The organism is Streptococcus macedonicus ACA-DC 198, assembly GCA_000283635.1.
GTDB lineage: Bacteria > Bacillota > Bacilli > Lactobacillales > Streptococcaceae > Streptococcus > Streptococcus macedonicus.
This window is the reverse complement of sequence record HE613569.1, coordinates 1,914,082-1,938,537: the sequence shown is the minus strand read 5'-3', so window position 1 is coordinate 1,938,537 and position 24,456 is coordinate 1,914,082. Positions and strand designations below refer to the sequence as shown.

Below are 24,456 nucleotides of genomic sequence, written 5' to 3'. Positions count from 1 at the left end.
AGTAATTGGAGCATTTTTTGTGATATAATTGTAATCTATTAATAGTTTACACAAATGCAATTCTTACTGATTGTTAACGCAGACACGAGAAGTGAGGGTATCTGATGTGAAAAACATTAGAAATATGTAATTATTTATGCTAACAATTTGCAAATAAGATATTTGGAGGATCTTATGGAATTTTGGAATAAAAGACAACGCTTTTCTATCCGAAAACTGAATAATGGAATCGCTTCGGTATTGATTGGTATTGCTTTGGTGGGGGTTCTTGGAACAAACACTGTTAAGGCAGAGACACCAGCGACTGGTACTGAAGCGACTGCCACGGGAGGAGAAGCAGCTTCAGGTACTGAGGCTGCCTCTGGCACGGGAGCAGCGTCTGGTACTGAAGCAACTTCAGGCACGGGAGCAGCCTCTGGCACCGAAGCAACTTCAGGCACTGAGACGACTGGAACTCCTGAGTCAGGAACGACGCCAGCAGCTGCAGAACAAGCAACTCGTCAGGCAACGATTAATTATGTCGTTGTCTACAAAGATGCGAGTGGCAAGGAACTTTACCGTGTCCAACGGACCACGACCACAGAAACAACTGAACAAAGTTCCGCTTCCGCGACTATTCCGGTAAATGCTACTGATATGACAAGCGCATCTGAGTTGGCAAACTATGAATTGGCTGAATCGGATAGCAAAGAGGCAACGGTAACAGAAGGTGCCAATACAGAGGTAACTTTTTCCGTTAAACCGAAACAGAGTCAAGTGGCGATTAAGTACTTTGTTGTCTATAAAGACGGAGACGGCAAAGAAATCTATCGTCGTGAAGAGACTCAGACTGTTGAAAACGTTCCTGCAGGTACAACAGCTTCAGCAAAAGTAACGGTGGATGCAACAGATATGGTATCGGTTGCCGACCTTTCGTCATATCGTTTGGAGGGAGAAACGTCTCAACAAGCAGAAGTGACCGATGGTGGTGCTAACGAAATTGTTTTCAAAGTGTCTCGTCGTACACGTAAGGTAATTATCAAGTATTCCGTTGTCTATAAGAATGAAAACGGAGATGCAGTTTATCGAGAAGACAAAGAAAAAGAAGTTGAAACAACTGATGAAGTTGCAACAGCGACAGTAGAAGAAGCACCGGTAGATATTGAGACAACGACGGCTTTAAATGGTTATAAATTATTAGAGCCTGTGGCTAATCAAACGATGCTTATCACTGAAGGTGCGACTAATGAAATCACTTTCAATGTAGAGGATGCTACACCAGCAGATACAGGTACTGAAGGTACGGATATCACAGCTGTTGAGTTCTATAGCAATGATGAGCTCTTGGGAACTCAGTATGTTCGTATCGGAGAAACCTTGCGTGAACCAAGCCTTCCTTCCTCAGGGGAAGATGTATTCTTGGGATGGTATATCGAAGGTGAGGATACGAAAGTTGACTTTACAACACCGACGAGTTTCAAAAAAGATACTACCGTTGGTGGAGACAACAAAGAGTTGGTGCGTATTGTAGCGCGCTATAATAATAGCCGTCGGGTTGTCTTTAAAGATGATGAGGGTGTCATTATTCGTGTTAAAGAAGTGCAGGCTGGTAAAACGGTAACTGATAAAGATGTCGTCTTCCTATCGCCAAAAGATTCAACCGTCTTTTCTCATTGGTCAACAACAGCTAACGGTGCGCAAGCGTATGACTTTAGCACACCTGTTACGAACGACTTAGAACTTCATGCGGTTGTTAAAAATCAGAAAATCATCAACTTTGATTCTGCGGGTGGTACTGAAGTTGACAATATGTATGTTGATAATGGTTCTTTAGCCAGCAACTCCCCTGGAGGGAAGTTACCGACTCCAGAACGTAAAGGTTATGATTTTGTTCAATGGTTGGATAAGTCTACAAATAAGGCAGTAGATATTAATGCCGAAGTAACACGTAATTACAATCTTAAGGCGCAATGGCAACCACGTACAGATACACCGTATAAAGTTGTTCACCTTGTAGAAACACCTAGTGGAACACGGACATTTGCTGGTATTAATTATGCTGTTAGCTCTGTTGAAGAATTGACAGGTACGACAGAGGCTATTATCACATCTACCATGCCGAGTGCTCTAGCGGCTGAGTATGTTCTGTCAAGTAACCAAGAACCATCTGTTACGATTAATGGAGACGGTGAGTCTGTTTTAAATGTTTACTATGAACGCAAAAAAACACAGTTGACTGTTACTTATGCAAAGCGTAATTCACAAGGTTACATTATGTTAACAGATGGGACTGTAACCCAATATAAAAACTCAGTTCCATCAAAGGCAGTAAGTTTTACTGAAAGTGACGTTGCGTTTTTGACGATAACAGCAAATGTTAAATGGGGCGAACCCTTAACTCAATATCTTGATCAGCCTAATGTTGTTGGTTGGAAAAATGAAACGCGTAATATCTATTATAGTCGTCCAAGCTTGCCTAAATTTAATTTTGATGAAACCATTAAAGAGGATGTGTTTAGGCAAATTAATGCAACGCCTACCGTAAAAATGGTGGACATTGATACAAATAAGGAGTTTGCTTCTTTCAAAATCAATGGGGTTGCTGGTAACCTATATATTTACACCCCTATAGAAGGTTACGATTTTGTTAAGTTCCAAAATGAGGCTGAAGGTGTTGCCAGAACCAAGCTGACTACAGAAGATATGGTAGTTTACTATCGTAAAAAGCGTTATGATGTTAAGTTTGTTTCCAATGATGCAAACGGAACGGTCAAGACTGAAAACTTAGCCTACCTAGACTCAGTAAGTCCGGTTGTTCCGTCGGATTATAAGCAGTATGTTACGAAGAAAACGGATGTTTTCGGTGTAACTTATCTCTTCAAAGGGTGGTATGATACCAAAAACGGCTTAGGCGATCCAGTTGATTTTTCTAACATTAAAATGCCGGCTGGTGGACTGGTTTACTATGGTATCTGGAAAAAAGAGTTTCTTCCTGTTATCGTCCATAATGAAACCGTTCTTGATACGAGTGTTTCGAATGATAAATACGTGCTCTTGGTTGATCCAGGTAAAACAATAACTGATAAGGGAGCAGTATTCTACGGTGTTCTTGATAGCGATGGTTCTGTTATGGTTGATCCAAACGGAACTCCGATTGTAGATACTAGCCGTACCTTCGATGGCACACTTACTGTGAATGACAAGCTTAACTATGATGGCACTACCTTGCAACCAGAATGGTATAGACTTGTTAATGGCCGTTTGGAAAGTGTAAACCCATCTACGCTACAAATTTCTAAGCACGGTACCATCTATGTACCTGTTTGGAACTACCCAACCAAAACCCTTAACTATAATGCCAATGGTGGTGCAAATCCTCCAACAACTTCAGACTTGAAGTTCAAAGAAAATATCGCGATTGCTGATCCAGGCGCTATGACACCACCGAAAGAGGGGCTTGTCTTCGTCGGTTGGAACACAAAAGCAGATGGAAAAGGAACGCGCTATTTACCTAAGCATGAGCTTCAATTCAACGATTTTGCAGGAAGTAGTTTGGAGCTTTTTGCAGAGTGGGTTACTGATCCTACGACTGATAAAGTGACTGTGACCTTTGATCCAAATGGAGGAAATGGTCGTGTTATCAATACAGAATATCGTAAGAATCAAGCTTTCTACGTTCGTAATCAAGGATACAACCGTCCGGGATATAATTTGATTGGATGGACCACAGACCAAACATCAACGACTAGTCAGTATAAGACAGGGCAAAAAATCTCGGCTGATCACATGACCTTGTATGCGCTCTGGGCGGAAAAACTAAGTGCAAAAGTAGAGACCTCAAATGTTTTTATTGATAAAGCAAAAGTTGACTCAGATAAAGTCGTCGTTACCCCTAATTATACAGAAGCCAAACTAACTTCAAGTGCAATTTATGGCTTATCTATTGATGCCAATGGTGTCATTGTGGGAACACCTAAGGCTCCAAGCTGGTACGGTGTAACTGATGAGACCCGTGATGTTAAGATTCCTGTCCGCGTTTCCTTGAGTGTTAGCCGACCAACTGGTAATTCAACCTCTGAAGTTGTCACAGTTTATGTTCCGGTTACAATTCAACGTGACACGGACGGCGATGGCGATCCAGATGTGACGGATCCGGATGATGACAACGATGGTATTCCAGATGGAGAAGACAGCACACAAAAAGTCTTCACCAAATTAACAGCAACAGGAAAAACAATCACTTCGATGGAGGGTGTTGCGGTTCCTGCTACTCAAGCGGTTACGATTAACAAAAAACCATCTGATGTGACTTCAGTGACTTGGCCTACAGGCTTAACAGGACTTGACATTGACTCAACTGGTCAATTAACAGGTACTCCTGTAGTGGCAGACTGGGGAACTCTTGAAACTAAAAGCTTTGTTGTTCCTGTTGAAGTAGCATTTAATAATCCTGAAACAGGACTTATCGAAACAGCTAAGACAAATGTTACTATTATTGTAGATCGCGACACAGACCGTGATGGCATTCCAGATAAAACAGATTCTGATGATGACAATGACGGTATTCCAGATAGACAAGATAGCACATCAAAAGTCTTTACAGATTTGACAGCAACTGGAAAAACCAAAACAGTTACTGAAAAAGCGCGTATTGCTTCTGAAAAAGTTGTTGATAGCAATAAGCCGTACACTAAAGGCGTTCAAGGAACTTTACCTACAGGTTTGACAGGCGTTTCAATCAATGATCGTGGCTATATAAGCGGTGCAGCTGTTGTTACAGATTGGGCGAATGACAATGAAACATCACGTACATTCAGTATTCCTGTGACAGTAGAGAGCTACAATGCATTAGGTAATCGCGTAACAACTCCTGCAGGTATCTTAGAAAGCGTTGATACAGTTGTTGTCCTCACGGTTCAACGTGACACAGATGGCGATGGTGATCCAGATGTGACCGATCCAGATGATGATAACGATGGTATCAAGGATGAGGATGATAAGAATCCGAAGACACCAGATACCAACCTTCCAGTGATCACAGCAGATGATGCGACCGTCACAGAAAAAGCACCAATCAGCCCAATCCCAGTAACGGTTACCGATGAGGATGATGACACCATTGCCATCGATCCAAATGATGTGACTGGCTTACCAGATGGCTTGGCCTACAACCCAGCGACAGAAGCGATTGAAGGCACACCAACGGTTTCCGATTGGGGCACAACGGAAGAAAGCCGAGACTTCCCAGTAGAAATCAAGGCAACCGATGGAGCTGGTAACGAAGCTACTAAGACCATCACGATCACGGTTCAACGTGACACAGATGGCGATGGTGATCCAGATGTGACCGATCCAGATGATGATAACGATGGTATCAAGGATGAGGATGATAAGAATCCGAAGACACCAGATACCAACCTTCCAGTGATCACAGCAGATGATGCGACCGTCACAGAAAAAGCACCAATCAGCCCAATCCCAGTAACGGTTACCGATGAGGATGATGACACCATTGCCATCGATCCAAATGATGTGACTGGCTTACCAGATGGCTTGGCCTACAACCCAGCGACAGAAGCGATTGAAGGCACACCAACGGTTTCCGATTGGGGCACAACGGAAGAAAGCCGAGACTTCCCAGTAGAAATCAAGGCAACCGATGGAGCTGGTAACGAAGCTACTAAGACCATCACGATCACGGTTCAACGTGACACAGATGGCGATGGTGATCCAGATGTGACCGATCCAGATGATGATAACGATGGTATCAAGGATGAGGATGATAAGAATCCGAAGACACCAGATACCAACCTTCCAGTGATCACAGCAGATGATGCGACCGTCACAGAAAAAGCACCAATCAGCCCAATCCCAGTAACGGTTACCGATGAGGATGATGACACCATTGCCATCGATCCAAATGATGTGACTGGCTTACCAGATGGCTTGGCCTACAACCCAGCGACAGAAGCGATTGAAGGCACACCAACGGTTTCCGATTGGGGCACAACGGAAGAAAGCCGAGACTTCCCAGTAGAAATCAAGGCAACCGATGGAGCTGGTAACGAAGCTACTAAGACCATCACGATCACGGTTCAACGTGACACAGATGGCGATGGTGATCCAGATGTGACCGATCCAGATGATGATAACGATGGTATCAAGGATGAGGATGATAAGAATCCGAAGACACCAGATACCAACCTTCCAGTGATCACAGCAGATGATGCGACCGTCACAGAAAAAGCACCAATCAGCCCAATCCCAGTAACGGTTACCGATGAGGATGATGACACCATTGCCATCGATCCAAATGATGTGACTGGCTTACCAGATGGCTTGGCCTACAACCCAGCGACAGAAGCGATTGAAGGCACACCAACGGTTTCCGATTGGGGCACAACGGAAGAAAGCCGAGACTTCCCAGTAGAAATCAAGGCAACCGATGGAGCTGGTAACGAAGCTACTAAGACCATCACGATCACGGTTCAACGTGACACAGATGGCGATGGTGATCCAGATGTGACCGATCCAGATGATGATAACGATGGTATCAAGGATGAGGATGATAAGAATCCGAAGACACCAGATACCAACCTTCCAGTGATCACAGCAGATGATGCGACCGTCACAGAAAAAGCACCAATCAGCCCAATCCCAGTAACGGTTACCGATGAGGATGATGACACCATTGCCATCGATCCAAATGATGTGACTGGCTTACCAGATGGCTTGGCCTACAACCCAGCGACAGAAGCGATTGAAGGCACACCAACGGTTTCCGATTGGGGCACAACGGAAGAAAGCCGAGACTTCCCAGTAGAAATCAAGGCAACCGATGGAGCTGGTAACGAAGCTACTAAGACCATCACGATCACGGTTCAACGTGACACAGATGGCGATGGTGATCCAGATGTGACCGATCCAGATGATGATAACGATGGTATCAAGGATGAGGATGATAAGAATCCGAAGACACCAGATACCAACCTTCCAGTGATCACAGCAGATGATGCGACCGTCACAGAAAAAGCACCAATCAGCCCAATCCCAGTAACGGTTACCGATGAGGATGATGACACCATTGCCATCGATCCAAATGATGTGACTGGCTTACCAGATGGCTTGGCCTACAACCCAGCGACAGAAGCGATTGAAGGCACACCAACGGTTTCCGATTGGGGCACAACGGAAGAAAGCCGAGACTTCCCAGTAGAAATCAAGGCAACCGATGGAGCTGGTAACGAAGCTACTAAGACCATCACGATCACGGTTCAACGTGACACAGATGGCGATGGTGATCCAGATGTGACCGATCCAGATGATGATAACGATGGTATCAAGGATGAGGATGATAAGAATCCGAAGACACCAGATACCAACCTTCCAGTGATCACAGCAGATGATGCGACCGTCACAGAAAAAGCACCAATCAGCCCAATCCCAGTAACGGTTACCGATGAGGATGATGACACCATTGCCATCGATCCAAATGATGTGACTGGCTTACCAGATGGCTTGGCCTACAACCCAGCGACAGAAGCGATTGAAGGCACACCAACGGTTTCCGATTGGGGCACAACGGAAGAAAGCCGAGACTTCCCAGTAGAAATCAAGGCAACCGATGGAGCTGGTAACGAAGCTACTAAGACCATCACGATCACGGTTCAACGTGACACAGATGGCGATGGTGATCCAGATGTGACCGATCCAGATGATGATAACGATGGTATCAAGGATGAGGATGATAAGAATCCGAAGACACCAGATACCAACCTTCCAGTGATCACAGCAGATGATGCGACCGTCACAGAAAAAGCACCAATCAGCCCAATCCCAGTAACGGTTACCGATGAGGATGATGACACCATTGCCATCGATCCAAATGATGTGACTGGCTTACCAGATGGCTTGGCCTACAACCCAGCGACAGAAGCGATTGAAGGCACACCAACGGTTTCCGATTGGGGCACAACGGAAGAAAGCCGAGACTTCCCAGTAGAAATCAAGGCAACCGATGGAGCTGGTAACGAAGCTACTAAGACCATCACGATCACGGTTCAACGTGACACAGATGGCGATGGTGATCCAGATGTGACCGATCCAGATGATGATAACGATGGTATCAAGGATGAGGATGATAAGAATCCGAAGACACCAGATACCAACCTTCCAGTGATCACAGCAGATGATGCGACCGTCACAGAAAAAGCACCAATCAGCCCAATCCCAGTAACGGTTACCGATGAGGATGATGACACCATTGCCATCGATCCAAATGATGTGACTGGCTTACCAGATGGCTTGGCCTACAACCCAGCGACAGAAGCGATTGAAGGCACACCAACGGTTTCCGATTGGGGCACAACGGAAGAAAGCCGAGACTTCCCAGTAGAAATCAAGGCAACCGATGGAGCTGGTAACGAAGCTACTAAGACCATCACGATCACGGTTCAACGTGACACAGATGGCGATGGTGATCCAGATGTGACCGATCCAGATGATGATAACGATGGTATCAAGGATGAGGATGATAAGAATCCGAAGACACCAGATACCAACCTTCCAGTGATCACAGCAGATGATGCGACCGTCACAGAAAAAGCACCAATCAGCCCAATCCCAGTAACGGTTACCGATGAGGATGATGACACCATTGCCATCGATCCAAATGATGTGACTGGCTTACCAGATGGCTTGGCCTACAACCCAGCGACAGAAGCGATTGAAGGCACACCAACGGTTTCCGATTGGGGCACAACGGAAGAAAGCCGAGACTTCCCAGTAGAAATCAAGGCAACCGATGGAGCTGGTAACGAAGCTACTAAGACCATCACGATCACGGTTCAACGTGACACAGATGGCGATGGTGATCCAGATGTGACCGATCCAGATGATGATAACGATGGTATCAAGGATGAGGATGATAAGAATCCGAAGACACCAGATACCAACCTTCCAGTGATCACAGCAGATGATGCGACCGTCACAGAAAAAGCACCAATCAGCCCAATCCCAGTAACGGTTACCGATGAGGATGATGACACCATTGCCATCGATCCAAATGATGTGACTGGCTTACCAGATGGCTTGGCCTACAACCCAGCGACAGAAGCGATTGAAGGCACACCAACGGTTTCCGATTGGGGCACAACGGAAGAAAGCCGAGACTTCCCAGTAGAAATCAAGGCAACCGATGGAGCTGGTAACGAAGCTACTAAGACCATCACGATCACGGTTCAACGTGACACAGATGGCGATGGTGATCCAGATGTGACCGATCCAGATGATGATAACGATGGTATCAAGGATGAGGATGATAAGAATCCGAAGACACCAGATACCAACCTTCCAGTGATCACAGCAGATGATGCGACCGTCACAGAAAAAGCACCAATCAGCCCAATCCCAGTAACGGTTACCGATGAGGATGATGACACCATTGCCATCGATCCAAATGATGTGACTGGCTTACCAGATGGCTTGGCCTACAACCCAGCGACAGAAGCGATTGAAGGCACACCAACGGTTTCCGATTGGGGCACAACGGAAGAAAGCCGAGACTTCCCAGTAGAAATCAAGGCAACCGATGGAGCTGGTAACGAAGCTACTAAGACCATCACGATCACGGTTCAACGTGACACAGATGGCGATGGTGATCCAGATGTGACCGATCCAGATGATGATAACGATGGTATCAAGGATGAGGATGATAAGAATCCGAAGACACCAGATACCAACCTTCCAGTGATCACAGCAGATGATGCGACCGTCACAGAAAAAGCACCAATCAGCCCAATCCCAGTAACGGTTACCGATGAGGATGATGACACCATTGCCATCGATCCAAATGATGTGACTGGCTTACCAGATGGCTTGGCCTACAACCCAGCGACAGAAGCGATTGAAGGCACACCAACGGTTTCCGATTGGGGCACAACGGAAGAAAGCCGAGACTTCCCAGTAGAAATCAAGGCAACCGATGGAGCTGGTAACGAAGCTACTAAGACCATCACGATCACGGTTCAACGTGACACAGATGGCGATGGTGATCCAGATGTGACCGATCCAGATGATGATAACGATGGTATCAAGGATGAGGATGATAAGAATCCGAAGACACCAGATACCAACCTTCCAGTGATCACAGCAGATGATGCGACCGTCACAGAAAAAGCACCAATCAGCCCAATCCCAGTAACGGTTACCGATGAGGATGATGACACCATTGCCATCGATCCAAATGATGTGACTGGCTTACCAGATGGCTTGGCCTACAACCCAGCGACAGAAGCGATTGAAGGCACACCAACGGTTTCCGATTGGGGCACAACGGAAGAAAGCCGAGACTTCCCAGTAGAAATCAAGGCAACCGATGGAGCTGGTAACGAAGCTACTAAGACCATCACGATCACGGTTCAACGTGACACAGATGGCGATGGTGATCCAGATGTGACCGATCCAGATGATGATAACGATGGTATCAAGGATGAGGATGATAAGAATCCGAAGACACCAGATACCAACCTTCCAGTGATCACAGCAGATGATGCGACCGTCACAGAAAAAGCACCAATCAGCCCAATCCCAGTAACGGTTACCGATGAGGATGATGACACCATTGCCATCGATCCAAATGATGTGACTGGCTTACCAGATGGCTTGGCCTACAACCCAGCGACAGAAGCGATTGAAGGCACACCAACGGTTTCCGATTGGGGCACAACGGAAGAAAGCCGAGACTTCCCAGTAGAAATCAAGGCAACCGATGGAGCTGGTAACGAAGCTACTAAGACCATCACGATCACGGTTCAACGTGACACAGATGGCGATGGTGATCCAGATGTGACCGATCCAGATGATGATAACGATGGTATCAAGGATGAGGATGATAAGAATCCGAAGACACCAGATACCAACCTTCCAGTGATCACAGCAGATGATGCGACCGTCACAGAAAAAGCACCAATCAGCCCAATCCCAGTAACGGTTACCGATGAGGATGATGACACCATTGCCATCGATCCAAATGATGTGACTGGCTTACCAGATGGCTTGGCCTACAACCCAGCGACAGAAGCGATTGAAGGCACACCAACGGTTTCCGATTGGGGCACAACGGAAGAAAGCCGAGACTTCCCAGTAGAAATCAAGGCAACCGATGGAGCTGGTAACGAAGCTACTAAGACCATCACGATCACGGTTCAACGTGACACAGATGGCGATGGTGATCCAGATGTGACCGATCCAGATGATGATAACGATGGTATCAAGGATGAGGATGATAAGAATCCGAAGACACCAGATACCAACCTTCCAGTGATCACAGCAGATGATGCGACCGTCACAGAAAAAGCACCAATCAGCCCAATCCCAGTAACGGTTACCGATGAGGATGATGACACCATTGCCATCGATCCAAATGATGTGACTGGCTTACCAGATGGCTTGGCCTACAACCCAGCGACAGAAGCGATTGAAGGCACACCAACGGTTTCCGATTGGGGCACAACGGAAGAAAGCCGAGACTTCCCAGTAGAAATCAAGGCAACCGATGGAGCTGGTAACGAAGCTACTAAGACCATCACGATCACGGTTCAACGTGACACAGATGGCGATGGTGATCCAGATGTGACCGATCCAGATGATGATAACGATGGTATCAAGGATGAGGATGATAAGAATCCGAAGACACCAGATACCAACCTTCCAGTGATCACAGCAGATGATGCGACCGTCACAGAAAAAGCACCAATCAGCCCAATCCCAGTAACGGTTACCGATGAGGATGATGACACCATTGCCATCGATCCAAATGATGTGACTGGCTTACCAGATGGCTTGGCCTACAACCCAGCGACAGAAGCGATTGAAGGCACACCAACGGTTTCCGATTGGGGCACAACGGAAGAAAGCCGAGACTTCCCAGTAGAAATCAAGGCAACCGATGGAGCTGGTAACGAAGCTACTAAGACCATCACGATCACGGTTCAACGTGACACAGATGGCGATGGTGATCCAGATGTGACCGATCCAGATGATGATAACGATGGTATCAAGGATGAGGATGATAAGAATCCGAAGACACCAGATACCAACCTTCCAGTGATCACAGCAGATGATGCGACCGTCACAGAAAAAGCACCAATCAGCCCAATCCCAGTAACGGTTACCGATGAGGATGATGACACCATTGCCATCGATCCAAATGATGTGACTGGCTTACCAGATGGCTTGGCCTACAACCCAGCGACAGAAGCGATTGAAGGCACACCAACGGTTTCCGATTGGGGCACAACGGAAGAAAGCCGAGACTTCCCAGTAGAAATCAAGGCAACCGATGGAGCTGGTAACGAAGCTACTAAGACCATCACGATCACGGTTCAACGTGACACAGATGGCGATGGTGATCCAGATGTGACCGATCCAGATGATGATAACGATGGTATCAAGGATGAGGATGATAAGAATCCGAAGACACCAGATACCAACCTTCCAGTGATCACAGCAGATGATGCGACCGTCACAGAAAAAGCACCAATCAGCCCAATCCCAGTAACGGTTACCGATGAGGATGATGACACCATTGCCATCGATCCAAATGATGTGACTGGCTTACCAGATGGCTTGGCCTACAACCCAGCGACAGAAGCGATTGAAGGCACACCAACGGTTTCCGATTGGGGCACAACGGAAGAAAGCCGAGACTTCCCAGTAGAAATCAAGGCAACCGATGGAGCTGGTAACGAAGCTACTAAGACCATCACGATCACGGTTCAACGTGACACAGATGGCGATGGTGATCCAGATGTGACCGATCCAGATGATGATAACGATGGTATCAAGGATGAGGATGATAAGAATCCGAAGACACCAGATACCAACCTTCCAGTGATCACAGCAGATGATGCGACCGTCACAGAAAAAGCACCAATCAGCCCAATCCCAGTAACGGTTACCGATGAGGATGATGACACCATTGCCATCGATCCAAATGATGTGACTGGCTTACCAGATGGCTTGGCCTACAACCCAGCGACAGAAGCGATTGAAGGCACACCAACGGTTTCCGATTGGGGCACAACGGAAGAAAGCCGAGACTTCCCAGTAGAAATCAAGGCAACCGATGGAGCTGGTAACGAAGCTACTAAGACCATCACGATCACGGTTCAACGTGACACAGATGGCGATGGTGATCCAGATGTGACCGATCCAGATGATGATAACGATGGTATCAAGGATGAGGATGATAAGAATCCGAAGACACCAGATACCAACCTTCCAGTGATCACAGCAGATGATGCGACCGTCACAGAAAAAGCACCAATCAGCCCAATCCCAGTAACGGTTACCGATGAGGATGATGACACCATTGCCATCGATCCAAATGATGTGACTGGCTTACCAGATGGCTTGGCCTACAACCCAGCGACAGAAGCGATTGAAGGCACACCAACGGTTTCCGATTGGGGCACAACGGAAGAAAGCCGAGACTTCCCAGTAGAAATCAAGGCAACCGATGGAGCTGGTAACGAAGCTACTAAGACCATCACGATCACGGTTCAACGTGACACAGATGGCGATGGTGATCCAGATGTGACCGATCCAGATGATGATAACGATGGTATCAAGGATGAGGATGATAAGAATCCGAAGACACCAGATACCAACCTTCCAGTGATCACAGCAGATGATGCGACCGTCACAGAAAAAGCACCAATCAGCCCAATCCCAGTAACGGTTACCGATGAGGATGATGACACCATTGCCATCGATCCAAATGATGTGACTGGCTTACCAGATGGCTTGGCCTACAACCCAGCGACAGAAGCGATTGAAGGCACACCAACGGTTTCCGATTGGGGCACAACGGAAGAAAGCCGAGACTTCCCAGTAGAAATCAAGGCAACCGATGGAGCTGGTAACGAAGCTACTAAGACCATCACGATCACGGTTCAACGTGACACAGATGGCGATGGTGATCCAGATGTGACCGATCCAGATGATGATAACGATGGTATCAAGGATGAGGATGATAAGAATCCGAAGACACCAGATACCAACCTTCCAGTGATCACAGCAGATGATGCGACCGTCACAGAAAAAGCACCAATCAGCCCAATCCCAGTAACGGTTACCGATGAGGATGATGACACCATTGCCATCGATCCAAATGATGTGACTGGCTTACCAGATGGCTTGGCCTACAACCCAGCGACAGAAGCGATTGAAGGCACACCAACGGTTTCCGATTGGGGCACAACGGAAGAAAGCCGAGACTTCCCAGTAGAAATCAAGGCAACCGATGGAGCTGGTAACGAAGCTACTAAGACCATCACGATCACGGTTCAACGTGACACAGATGGCGATGGTGATCCAGATGTGACCGATCCAGATGATGATAACGATGGTATCAAGGATGAGGATGATAAGAATCCGAAGACACCAGATACCAACCTTCCAGTGATCACAGCAGATGATGCGACCGTCACAGAAAAAGCACCAATCAGCCCAATCCCAGTAACGGTTACCGATGAGGATGATGACACCATTGCCATCGATCCAAATGATGTGACTGGCTTACCAGATGGCTTGGCCTACAACCCAGCGACAGAAGCGATTGAAGGCACACCAACGGTTTCCGATTGGGGCACAACGGAAGAAAGCCGAGACTTCCCAGTAGAAATCAAGGCAACCGATGGAGCTGGTAACGAAGCTACTAAGACCATCACGATCACGGTTCAACGTGACACAGATGGCGATGGTGATCCAGATGTGACCGATCCAGATGATGATAACGATGGTATCAAGGATGAGGATGATAAGAATCCGAAGACACCAGATACCAACCTTCCAGTGATCACAGCAGATGATGCGACCGTCACAGAAAAAGCACCAATCAGCCCAATCCCAGTAACGGTTACCGATGAGGATGATGACACCATTGCCATCGATCCAAATGATGTGACTGGCTTACCAGATGGCTTGGCCTACAACCCAGCGACAGAAGCGATTGAAGGCACACCAACGGTTTCCGATTGGGGCACAACGGAAGAAAGCCGAGACTTCCCAGTAGAAATCAAGGCAACCGATGGAGCTGGTAACGAAGCTACTAAGACCATCACGATCACGGTTCAACGTGACACAGATGGCGATGGTGATCCAGATGTGACCGATCCAGATGATGATAACGATGGTATCAAGGATGAGGATGATAAGAATCCGAAGACACCAGATACCAACCTTCCAGTGATCACAGCAGATGATGCGACCGTCACAGAAAAAGCACCAATCAGCCCAATCCCAGTAACGGTTACCGATGAGGATGATGACACCATTGCCATCGATCCAAATGATGTGACTGGCTTACCAGATGGCTTGGCCTACAACCCAGCGACAGAAGCGATTGAAGGCACACCAACGGTTTCCGATTGGGGCACAACGGAAGAAAGCCGAGACTTCCCAGTAGAAATCAAGGCAACCGATGGAGCTGGTAACGAAGCTACTAAGACCATCACGATCACGGTTCAACGTGACACAGATGGCGATGGTGATCCAGATGTGACCGATCCAGATGATGATAACGATGGTATCAAGGATGAGGATGATAAGAATCCGAAGACACCAGATACCAACCTTCCAGTGATCACAGCAGATGATGCGACCGTCACAGAAAAAGCACCAATCAGCCCAATCCCAGTAACGGTTACCGATGAGGATGATGACACCATTGCCATCGATCCAAATGATGTGACTGGCTTACCAGATGGCTTGGCCTACAACCCAGCGACAGAAGCGATTGAAGGCACACCAACGGTTTCCGATTGGGGCACAACGGAAGAAAGCCGAGACTTCCCAGTAGAAATCAAGGCAACCGATGGAGCTGGTAACGAAGCTACTAAGACCATCACGATCACGGTTCAACGTGACACAGATGGCGATGGTGATCCAGATGTGACCGATCCAGATGATGATAACGATGGTATCAAGGATGAGGATGATAAGAATCCGAAGACACCAGATACCAACCTTCCAGTGATCACAGCAGATGATGCGACCGTCACAGAAAAAGCACCAATCAGCCCAATCCCAGTAACGGTTACCGATGAGGATGATGACACCATTGCCATCGATCCAAATGATGTGACTGGCTTACCAGATGGCTTGGCCTACAACCCAGCGACAGAAGCGATTGAAGGCACACCAACGGTTTCCGATTGGGGCACAACGGAAGAAAGCCGAGACTTCCCAGTAGAAATCAAGGCAACCGATGGAGCTGGTAACGAAGCTACTAAGACCATCACGATCACGGTTCAACGTGACACAGATGGCGATGGTGATCCAGATGTGACCGATCCAGATGATGATAACGATGGTATCAAGGATGAGGATGATAAGAATCCGAAGACACCAGATACCAACCTTCCAGTGATCACAGCAGATGATGCGACCGTCACAGAAAAAGCACCAATCAGCCCAATCCCAGTAACGGTTACCGATGAGGATGATGACACCATTGCCATCGATCCAAATGATGTGACTGGCTTACCAGATGGCTTGGCCTACAACCCAGCGACAGAAGCGATTGAAGGCACACCAACGGTTTCCGATTGGGGCACAACGGAAGAAAGCCGAGACTTCCCAGTAGAAATCAAGGCAACCGATGGAGCTGGTAACGAAGCTACTAAGACCATCACGATCACGGTTCAACGTGACACAGATGGCGATGGTGATCCAGATGTGACCGATCCAGATGATGATAACGATGGTATCAAGGATGAGGATGATAAGAATCCGAAGACACCAGATACCAACCTTCCAGTGATCACAGCAGATGATGCGACCGTCACAGAAAAAGCACCAATCAGCCCAATCCCAGTAACGGTTACCGATGAGGATGATGACACCATTGCCATCGATCCAAATGATGTGACTGGCTTACCAGATGGCTTGGCCTACAACCCAGCGACAGAAGCGATTGAAGGCACACCAACGGTTTCCGATTGGGGCACAACGGAAGAAAGCCGAGACTTCCCAGTAGAAATCAAGGCAACCGATGGAGCTGGTAACGAAGCTACTAAGACCATCACGATCACGGTTCAACGTGACACAGATGGCGATGGTGATCCAGATGTGACCGATCCAGATGATGATAACGATGGTATCAAGGATGAGGATGATAAGAATCCGAAGACACCAGATACCAACCTTCCAGTGATCACAGCAGATGATGCGACCGTCACAGAAAAAGCACCAATCAGCCCAATCCCAGTAACGGTTACCGATGAGGATGATGACACCATTGCCATCGATCCAAATGATGTGACTGGCTTACCAGATGGCTTGGCCTACAACCCAGCGACAGAAGCGATTGAAGGCACACCAACGGTTTCCGATTGGGGCACAACGGAAGAAAGCCGAGACTTCCCAGTAGAAATCAAGGCAACCGATGGAGCTGGTAACGAAGCTACTAAGACCATCACGATCACGGTTCAACGTGACACAGATGGCGATGGTGATCCAGATGTGACCGATCCAGATGATGATAACGATGGTATCAAGGATGAGGATGATAAGAATCCGAAGACACCAGATACCAACCTTCCAGTGATCACAGCAGATGATGCGACCGTCACAGAAAAAGCACCAATCAGCCCAATCCCAGTAACGGTTACCGATGAGGATGATGACACCATTGCCATCGATCCAAATGATGTGACTGGCTTACCAGATGGCTTGGCCTACAACCCAGCGACAGAAGCGATTGAAGGCACACCAACGGTTTCCGATTGGGGCACAACGGAAGAAAGCCGAGACTTCCCAGTAGAAATCAAGGCAACCGATGGAGCTGGTAACGAAGCTACTAAGACCATCACGATCACGGTTCAACGTGACACAGATGGCGATGGTGATCCAGATGTGACCGATCCAGATGATGATAACGATGGTATCAAGGATGAGGATGATAAGAATCCGAAGACACCAGATACCAACCTTCCAGTGATCACAGCAGATGATGCGACCGTCACAGAAAAAGCACCAATCAGCCCAATCCCAGTAACGGTTACCGATGAGGATGATGACACCATTGCCATCGATCCAAATGATGTGACTGGCTTACCAGATGGCTTGGCCTACAACCCAGCGACAGAAGCGATTGAAGGCACACCAACGGTTTCCGATTGGGGCACAACGGAAGAAAGCCGAGACTTCCCAGTAGAAATCAAGGCAACCGATGGAGCTGGTAACGAAGCTACTAAGACCATCACGATCACGGTTCAACGTGACACAGATGGCGATGGTGATCCAGATGTGACCGATCCAGATGATGATAACGATGGTATCAAGGATGAGGATGATAAGAATCCGAAGACACCAGATACCAACCTTCCAGTGATCACAGCAGATGATGCGACCGTCACAGAAAAAGCACCAATCAGCCCAATCCCAGTAACGGTTACCGATGAGGATGATGACACCATTGCCATCGATCCAAATGATGTGACTGGCTTACCAGATGGCTTGGCCTACAACCCAGCGACAGAAGCGATTGAAGGCACACCAACGGTTTCCGATTGGGGCACAACGGAAGAAAGCCGAGACTTCCCAGTAGAAATCAAGGCAACCGATGGAGCTGGTAACGAAGCTACTAAGACCATCACGATCACGGTTCAACGTGACACAGATGGCGATGGTGATCCAGATGTGACCGATCCAGATGATGATAACGATGGTATCAAGGATGAGGATGATAAGAATCCGAAGACACCAGATACCAACCTTCCAGTGATCACAGCAGATGATGCGACCGTCACAGAAAAAGCACCAATCAGCCCAATCCCAGTAACGGTTACCGATGAGGATGATGACACCATTGCCATCGATCCAAATGATGTGACTGGCTTACCAGATGGCTTGGCCTACAACCCAGCGACAGAAGCGATTGAAGGCACACCAACGGTTTCCGATTGGGGCACAACGGAAGAAAGCCGAGACTTCCCAGTAGAAATCAAGGCAACCGATGGAGCTGGTAACGAAGCTACTAAGACCATCACGATCACGGTTCAACGTGACACAGATGGCGATGGTGATCCAGATGTGACCGATCCAGATGATGATAACGATGGTATCAAGGATGAGGATGATAAGAATCCGAAGACACCAGATACCAACCTTCCAGTGATCACAGCAGATGATGCGACCGTCACAGAAAAAGCACCAATCAGCCCAATCCCAGTAACGGTTACCGATGAGGATGATGACACCATTGCCATCGATCCAAATGATGTGACTGGCTTACCAGATGGCTTGGCCTACAACCCAGCGACAGAAGCGATTGAAGGCACACCAACGGTTTCCGATTGGGGCACAACGGAAGAAAGCCGAGACTTCCCAGTAGAAATCAAGGCAACCGATGGAGCTGGTAACGAAGCTACTAAGACCATCACGATCACGGTTCAACGTGACACAGATGGCGATGGTGATCCAGATGTGACCGATCCAGATGATGATAACGATGGTATCAAGGATGAGGATGATAAGAATCCGAAGACACCAGATACCAACCTTCCAGTGATCACAGCAGATGATGCGACCGTCACAGAAAAAGCACCAATCAGCCCAATCCCAGTAACGGTTACCGATGAGGATGATGACACCATTGCCATCGATCCAAATGATGTGACTGGCTTACCAGATGGCTTGGCCTACAACCCAGCGACAGAAGCGATTGAAGGCACACCAACGGTTTCCGATTGGGGCACAACGGAAGAAAGCCGAGACTTCCCAGTAGAAATCAAGGCAACCGATGGAGCTGGTAACGAAGCTACTAAGACCATCACGATCACGGTTCAACGTGACACAGATGGCGATGGTGATCCAGATGTGACCGATCCAGATGATGATAACGATGGTATCAAGGATGAGGATGATAAGAATCCGAAGACACCAGATACCAACCTTCCAGTGATCACAGCAGATGATGCGACCGTCACAGAAAAAGCACCAATCAGCCCAATCCCAGTAACGGTTACCGATGAGGATGATGACACCATTGCCATCGATCCAAATGATGTGACTGGCTTACCAGATGGCTTGGCCTACAACCCAGCGACAGAAGCGATTGAAGGCACACCAACGGTTTCCGATTGGGGCACAACGGAAGAAAGCCGAGACTTCCCAGTAGAAATCAAGGCAACCGATGGAGCTGGTAACGAAGCTACTAAGACCATCACGATCACGGTTCAACGTGACACAGATGGCGATGGTGATCCAGATGTGACCGATCCAGATGATGATAACGATGGTATCAAGGATGAGGATGATAAGAATCCGAAGACACCAGATACCAACCTTCCAGTGATCACAGCAGATGATGCGACCGTCACAGAAAAAGCACCAATCAGCCCAATCCCAGTAACGGTTACCGATGAGGATGATGACACCATTGCCATCGATCCAAATGATGTGACTGGCTTACCAGATGGCTTGGCCTACAACCCAGCGACAGAAGCGATTGAAGGCACACCAACGGTTTCCGATTGGGGCACAACGGAAGAAAGCCGAGACTTCCCAGTAGAAATCAAGGCAACCGATGGAGCTGGTAACGAAGCTACTAAGACCATCACGATCACGGTTCAACGTGACACAGATGGCGATGGTGATCCAGATGTGACCGATCCAGATGATGATAACGATGGTATCAAGGATGAGGATGATAAGAATCCGAAGACACCAGATACCAACCTTCCAGTGATCACAGCAGATGATGCGACCGTCACAGAAAAAGCACCAATCAGCCCAATCCCAGTAACGGTTACCGATGAGGATGATGACACCATTGCCATCGATCCAAATGATGTGACTGGCTTACCAGATGGCTTGGCCTACAACCCAGCGACAGAAGCGATTGAAGGCACACCAACGGTTTCCGATTGGGGCACAACGGAAGAAAGCCGAGACTTCCCAGTAGAAATCAAGGCAACCGATGGAGCTGGTAACGAAGCTACTAAGACCATCACGATCACGGTTCAACGTGACACAGATGGCGATGGTGATCCAGATGTGACCGATCCAGATGATGATAACGATGGTATCAAGGATGAGGATGATAAGAATCCGAAGACACCAGATACCAACCTTCCAGTGATCACAGCAGATGATGCGACCGTCACAGAAAAAGCACCAATCAGCCCAATCCCAGTAACGGTTACCGATGAGGATGATGACACCATTGCCATCGATCCAAATGATGTGACTGGCTTACCAGATGGCTTGGCCTACAACCCAGCGACAGAAGCGATTGAAGGCACACCAACGGTTTCCGATTGGGGCACAACGGAAGAAAGCCGAGACTTCCCAGTAGAAATCAAGGCAACCGATGGAGCTGGTAACGAAGCTACTAAGACCATCACGATCACGGTTCAACGTGACACAGATGGCGATGGTGATCCAGATGTGACCGATCCAGATGATGATAACGATGGTATCAAGGATGAGGATGATAAGAATCCGAAGACACCAGATACCAACCTTCCAGTGATCACAGCAGATGATGCGACCGTCACAGAAAAAGCACCAATCAGCCCAATCCCAGTAACGGTTACCGATGAGGATGATGACACCATTGCCATCGATCCAAATGATGTGACTGGCTTACCAGATGGCTTGGCCTACAACCCAGCGACAGAAGCGATTGAAGGCACACCAACGGTTTCCGATTGGGGCACAACGGAAGAAAGCCGAGACTTCCCAGTAGAAATCAAGGCAACCGATGGAGCTGGTAACGAAGCTACTAAGACCATCACGATCACGGTTCAACGTGACACAGATGGCGATGGTGATCCAGATGTGACCGATCCAGATGATGATAACGATGGTATCAAGGATGAGGATGATAAGAATCCGAAGACACCAGATACCAACCTTCCAGTGATCACAGCAGATGATGCGACCGTCACAGAAAAAGCACCAATCAGCCCAATCCCAGTAACGGTTACCGATGAGGATGATGACACCATTGCCATCGATCCAAATGATGTGACTGGCTTACCAGATGGCTTGGCCTACAACCCAGCGACAGAAGCGATTGAAGGCACACCAACGGTTTCCGATTGGGGCACAACGGAAGAAAGCCGAGACTTCCCAGTAGAAATCAAGGCAACCGATGGAGCTGGTAACGAAGCTACTAAGACCATCACGATCACGGTTCAACGTGACACAGATGGCGATGGTGATCCAGATGTGACCGATCCAGATGATGATAACGATGGTATCAAGGATGAGGATGATAAGAATCCGAAGACACCAGATACCAACCTTCCAGTGATCACAGCAGATGATGCGACCGTCACAGAAAAAGCACCAATCAGCCCAATCCCAGTAACGGTTACCGATGAGGATGATGACACCATTGCCATCGATCCAAATGATGTGACTGGCTTACCAGATGGCTTGGCCTACAACCCAGCGACAGAAGCGATTGAAGGCACACCAACGGTTTCCGATTGGGGCACAACGGAAGAAAGCCGAGACTTCCCAGTAGAAATCAAGGCAACCGATGGAGCTGGTAACGAAGCTACTAAGACCATCACGATCACGGTTCAACGTGACACAGATGGCGATGGTGATCCAGATGTGACCGATCCAGATGATGATAACGATGGTATCAAGGATGAGGATGATAAGAATCCGAAGACACCAGATACCAACCTTCCAGTGATCACAGCAGATGATGCGACCGTCACAGAAAAAGCACCAATCAGCCCAATCCCAGTAACGGTTACCGATGAGGATGATGACACCATTGCCATCGATCCAAATGATGTGACTGGCTTACCAGATGGCTTGGCCTACAACCCAGCGACAGAAGCGATTGAAGGCACACCAACGGTTTCCGATTGGGGCACAACGGAAGAAAGCCGAGACTTCCCAGTAGAAATCAAGGCAACCGATGGAGCTGGTAACGAAGCTACTAAGACCATCACGATCACGGTTCAACGTGACACAGATGGCGATGGTGATCCAGATGTGACCGATCCAGATGATGATAACGATGGTATCAAGGATGAGGATGATAAGAATCCGAAGACACCAGATACCAACCTTCCAGTGATCACAGCAGATGATGCGACCGTCACAGAAAAAGCACCAATCAGCCCAATCCCAGTAACGGTTACCGATGAGGATGATGACACCATTGCCATCGATCCAAATGATGTGACTGGCTTACCAGATGGCTTGGCCTACAACCCAGCGACAGAAGCGATTGAAGGCACACCAACGGTTTCCGATTGGGGCACAACGGAAGAAAGCCGAGACTTCCCAGTAGAAATCAAGGCAACCGATGGAGCTGGTAACGAAGCTACTAAGACCATCACGATCACGGTTCAACGTGACACAGATGGCGATGGTGATCCAGATGTGACCGATCCAGATGATGATAACGATGGTATCAAGGATGAGGATGATAAGAATCCGAAGACACCAGATACCAACCTTCCAGTGATCACAGCAGATGATGCGACCGTCACAGAAAAAGCACCAATCAGCCCAATCCCAGTAACGGTTACCGATGAGGATGATGACACCATTGCCATCGATCCAAATGATGTGACTGGCTTACCAGATGGCTTGGCCTACAACCCAGCGACAGAAGCGATTGAAGGCACACCAACGGTTTCCGATTGGGGCACAACGGAAGAAAGCCGAGACTTCCCAGTAGAAATCAAGGCAACCGATGGAGCTGGTAACGAAGCTACTAAGACCATCACGATCACGGTTCAACGTGACACAGATGGCGATGGTGATCCAGATGTGACCGATCCAGATGATGATAACGATGGTATCAAGGATGAGGATGATAAGAATCCGAAGACACCAGATACCAACCTTCCAGTAGCTCCGACTCATGATAAAGGAACTGTTGCTCCAACTACTCCTACAGAAGAGAAAAAAGCAATGCTTCCAGAAACAGGAGTTGAGGATTCTTCAAGTCTTCCTATCATTGGAGCTCTACTTTTGGGACTTTCTGGACTTTTAGTCTCTGGAAAGAAACGCAATAAAGAAGATGAGGAGTAGTGCTCTTTATCAGCTACAATTAGGCTGATGAAAAAGGCTCTTTGTCAGGCTCTTTGTCAACCGTAGTGGGTAGATGAAAAGCTAACACCTAGAGAGGACGAAATAAAAGCTTCTACCTAGAGAGAACGACCTTCGTTCTCTCTTTTTGTATATTCAAAGCAATATATATCTTAGTTTTAAAGTTCTTAAAGTTCCTAAACCCGAAAGCCTGTCTCTTGATATCCTTGATGAGTTTATTGGTCGCTTCCAGTTTAGCGTTGGTATAGGGTAGCTCAATGGCGTTCGTGATATAAGTTTTATACTTTAGAAAGGTCTTAAAAACAGTCTTGAAGGCAGGATTGACAAGGTTAAGGTTGAATTAAACTAGACAGAATTTATAAAGTGTTCTACACTAAAGAG

The 24,456-nt window shown here is 47.7% G+C and carries 1 protein-coding gene and 1 pseudogene; one reads left to right on the top strand and one right to left on the bottom strand.

Going from position 1 to position 24,456, the window contains the following annotated elements:
• Nucleotides 1–174: 174 nt before the first annotated feature.
• Entirely contained in the window at nucleotides 175–24,057 is a 23,883-nt protein-coding gene (locus tag SMA_RS09600) for a putative Ig domain-containing protein (RefSeq protein ID WP_014295355.1), read from the top strand.
• Between the two features lie 112 nt (nucleotides 24,058–24,169).
• Here SMA_RS09600 and SMA_RS11200 read toward each other — a convergent pair.
• Nucleotides 24,170–24,409 (bottom strand): annotated as a pseudogene (locus tag SMA_RS11200) (transposase); the annotation flags it as partial.
• Nucleotides 24,410–24,456 lie beyond the last annotated feature (47 nt).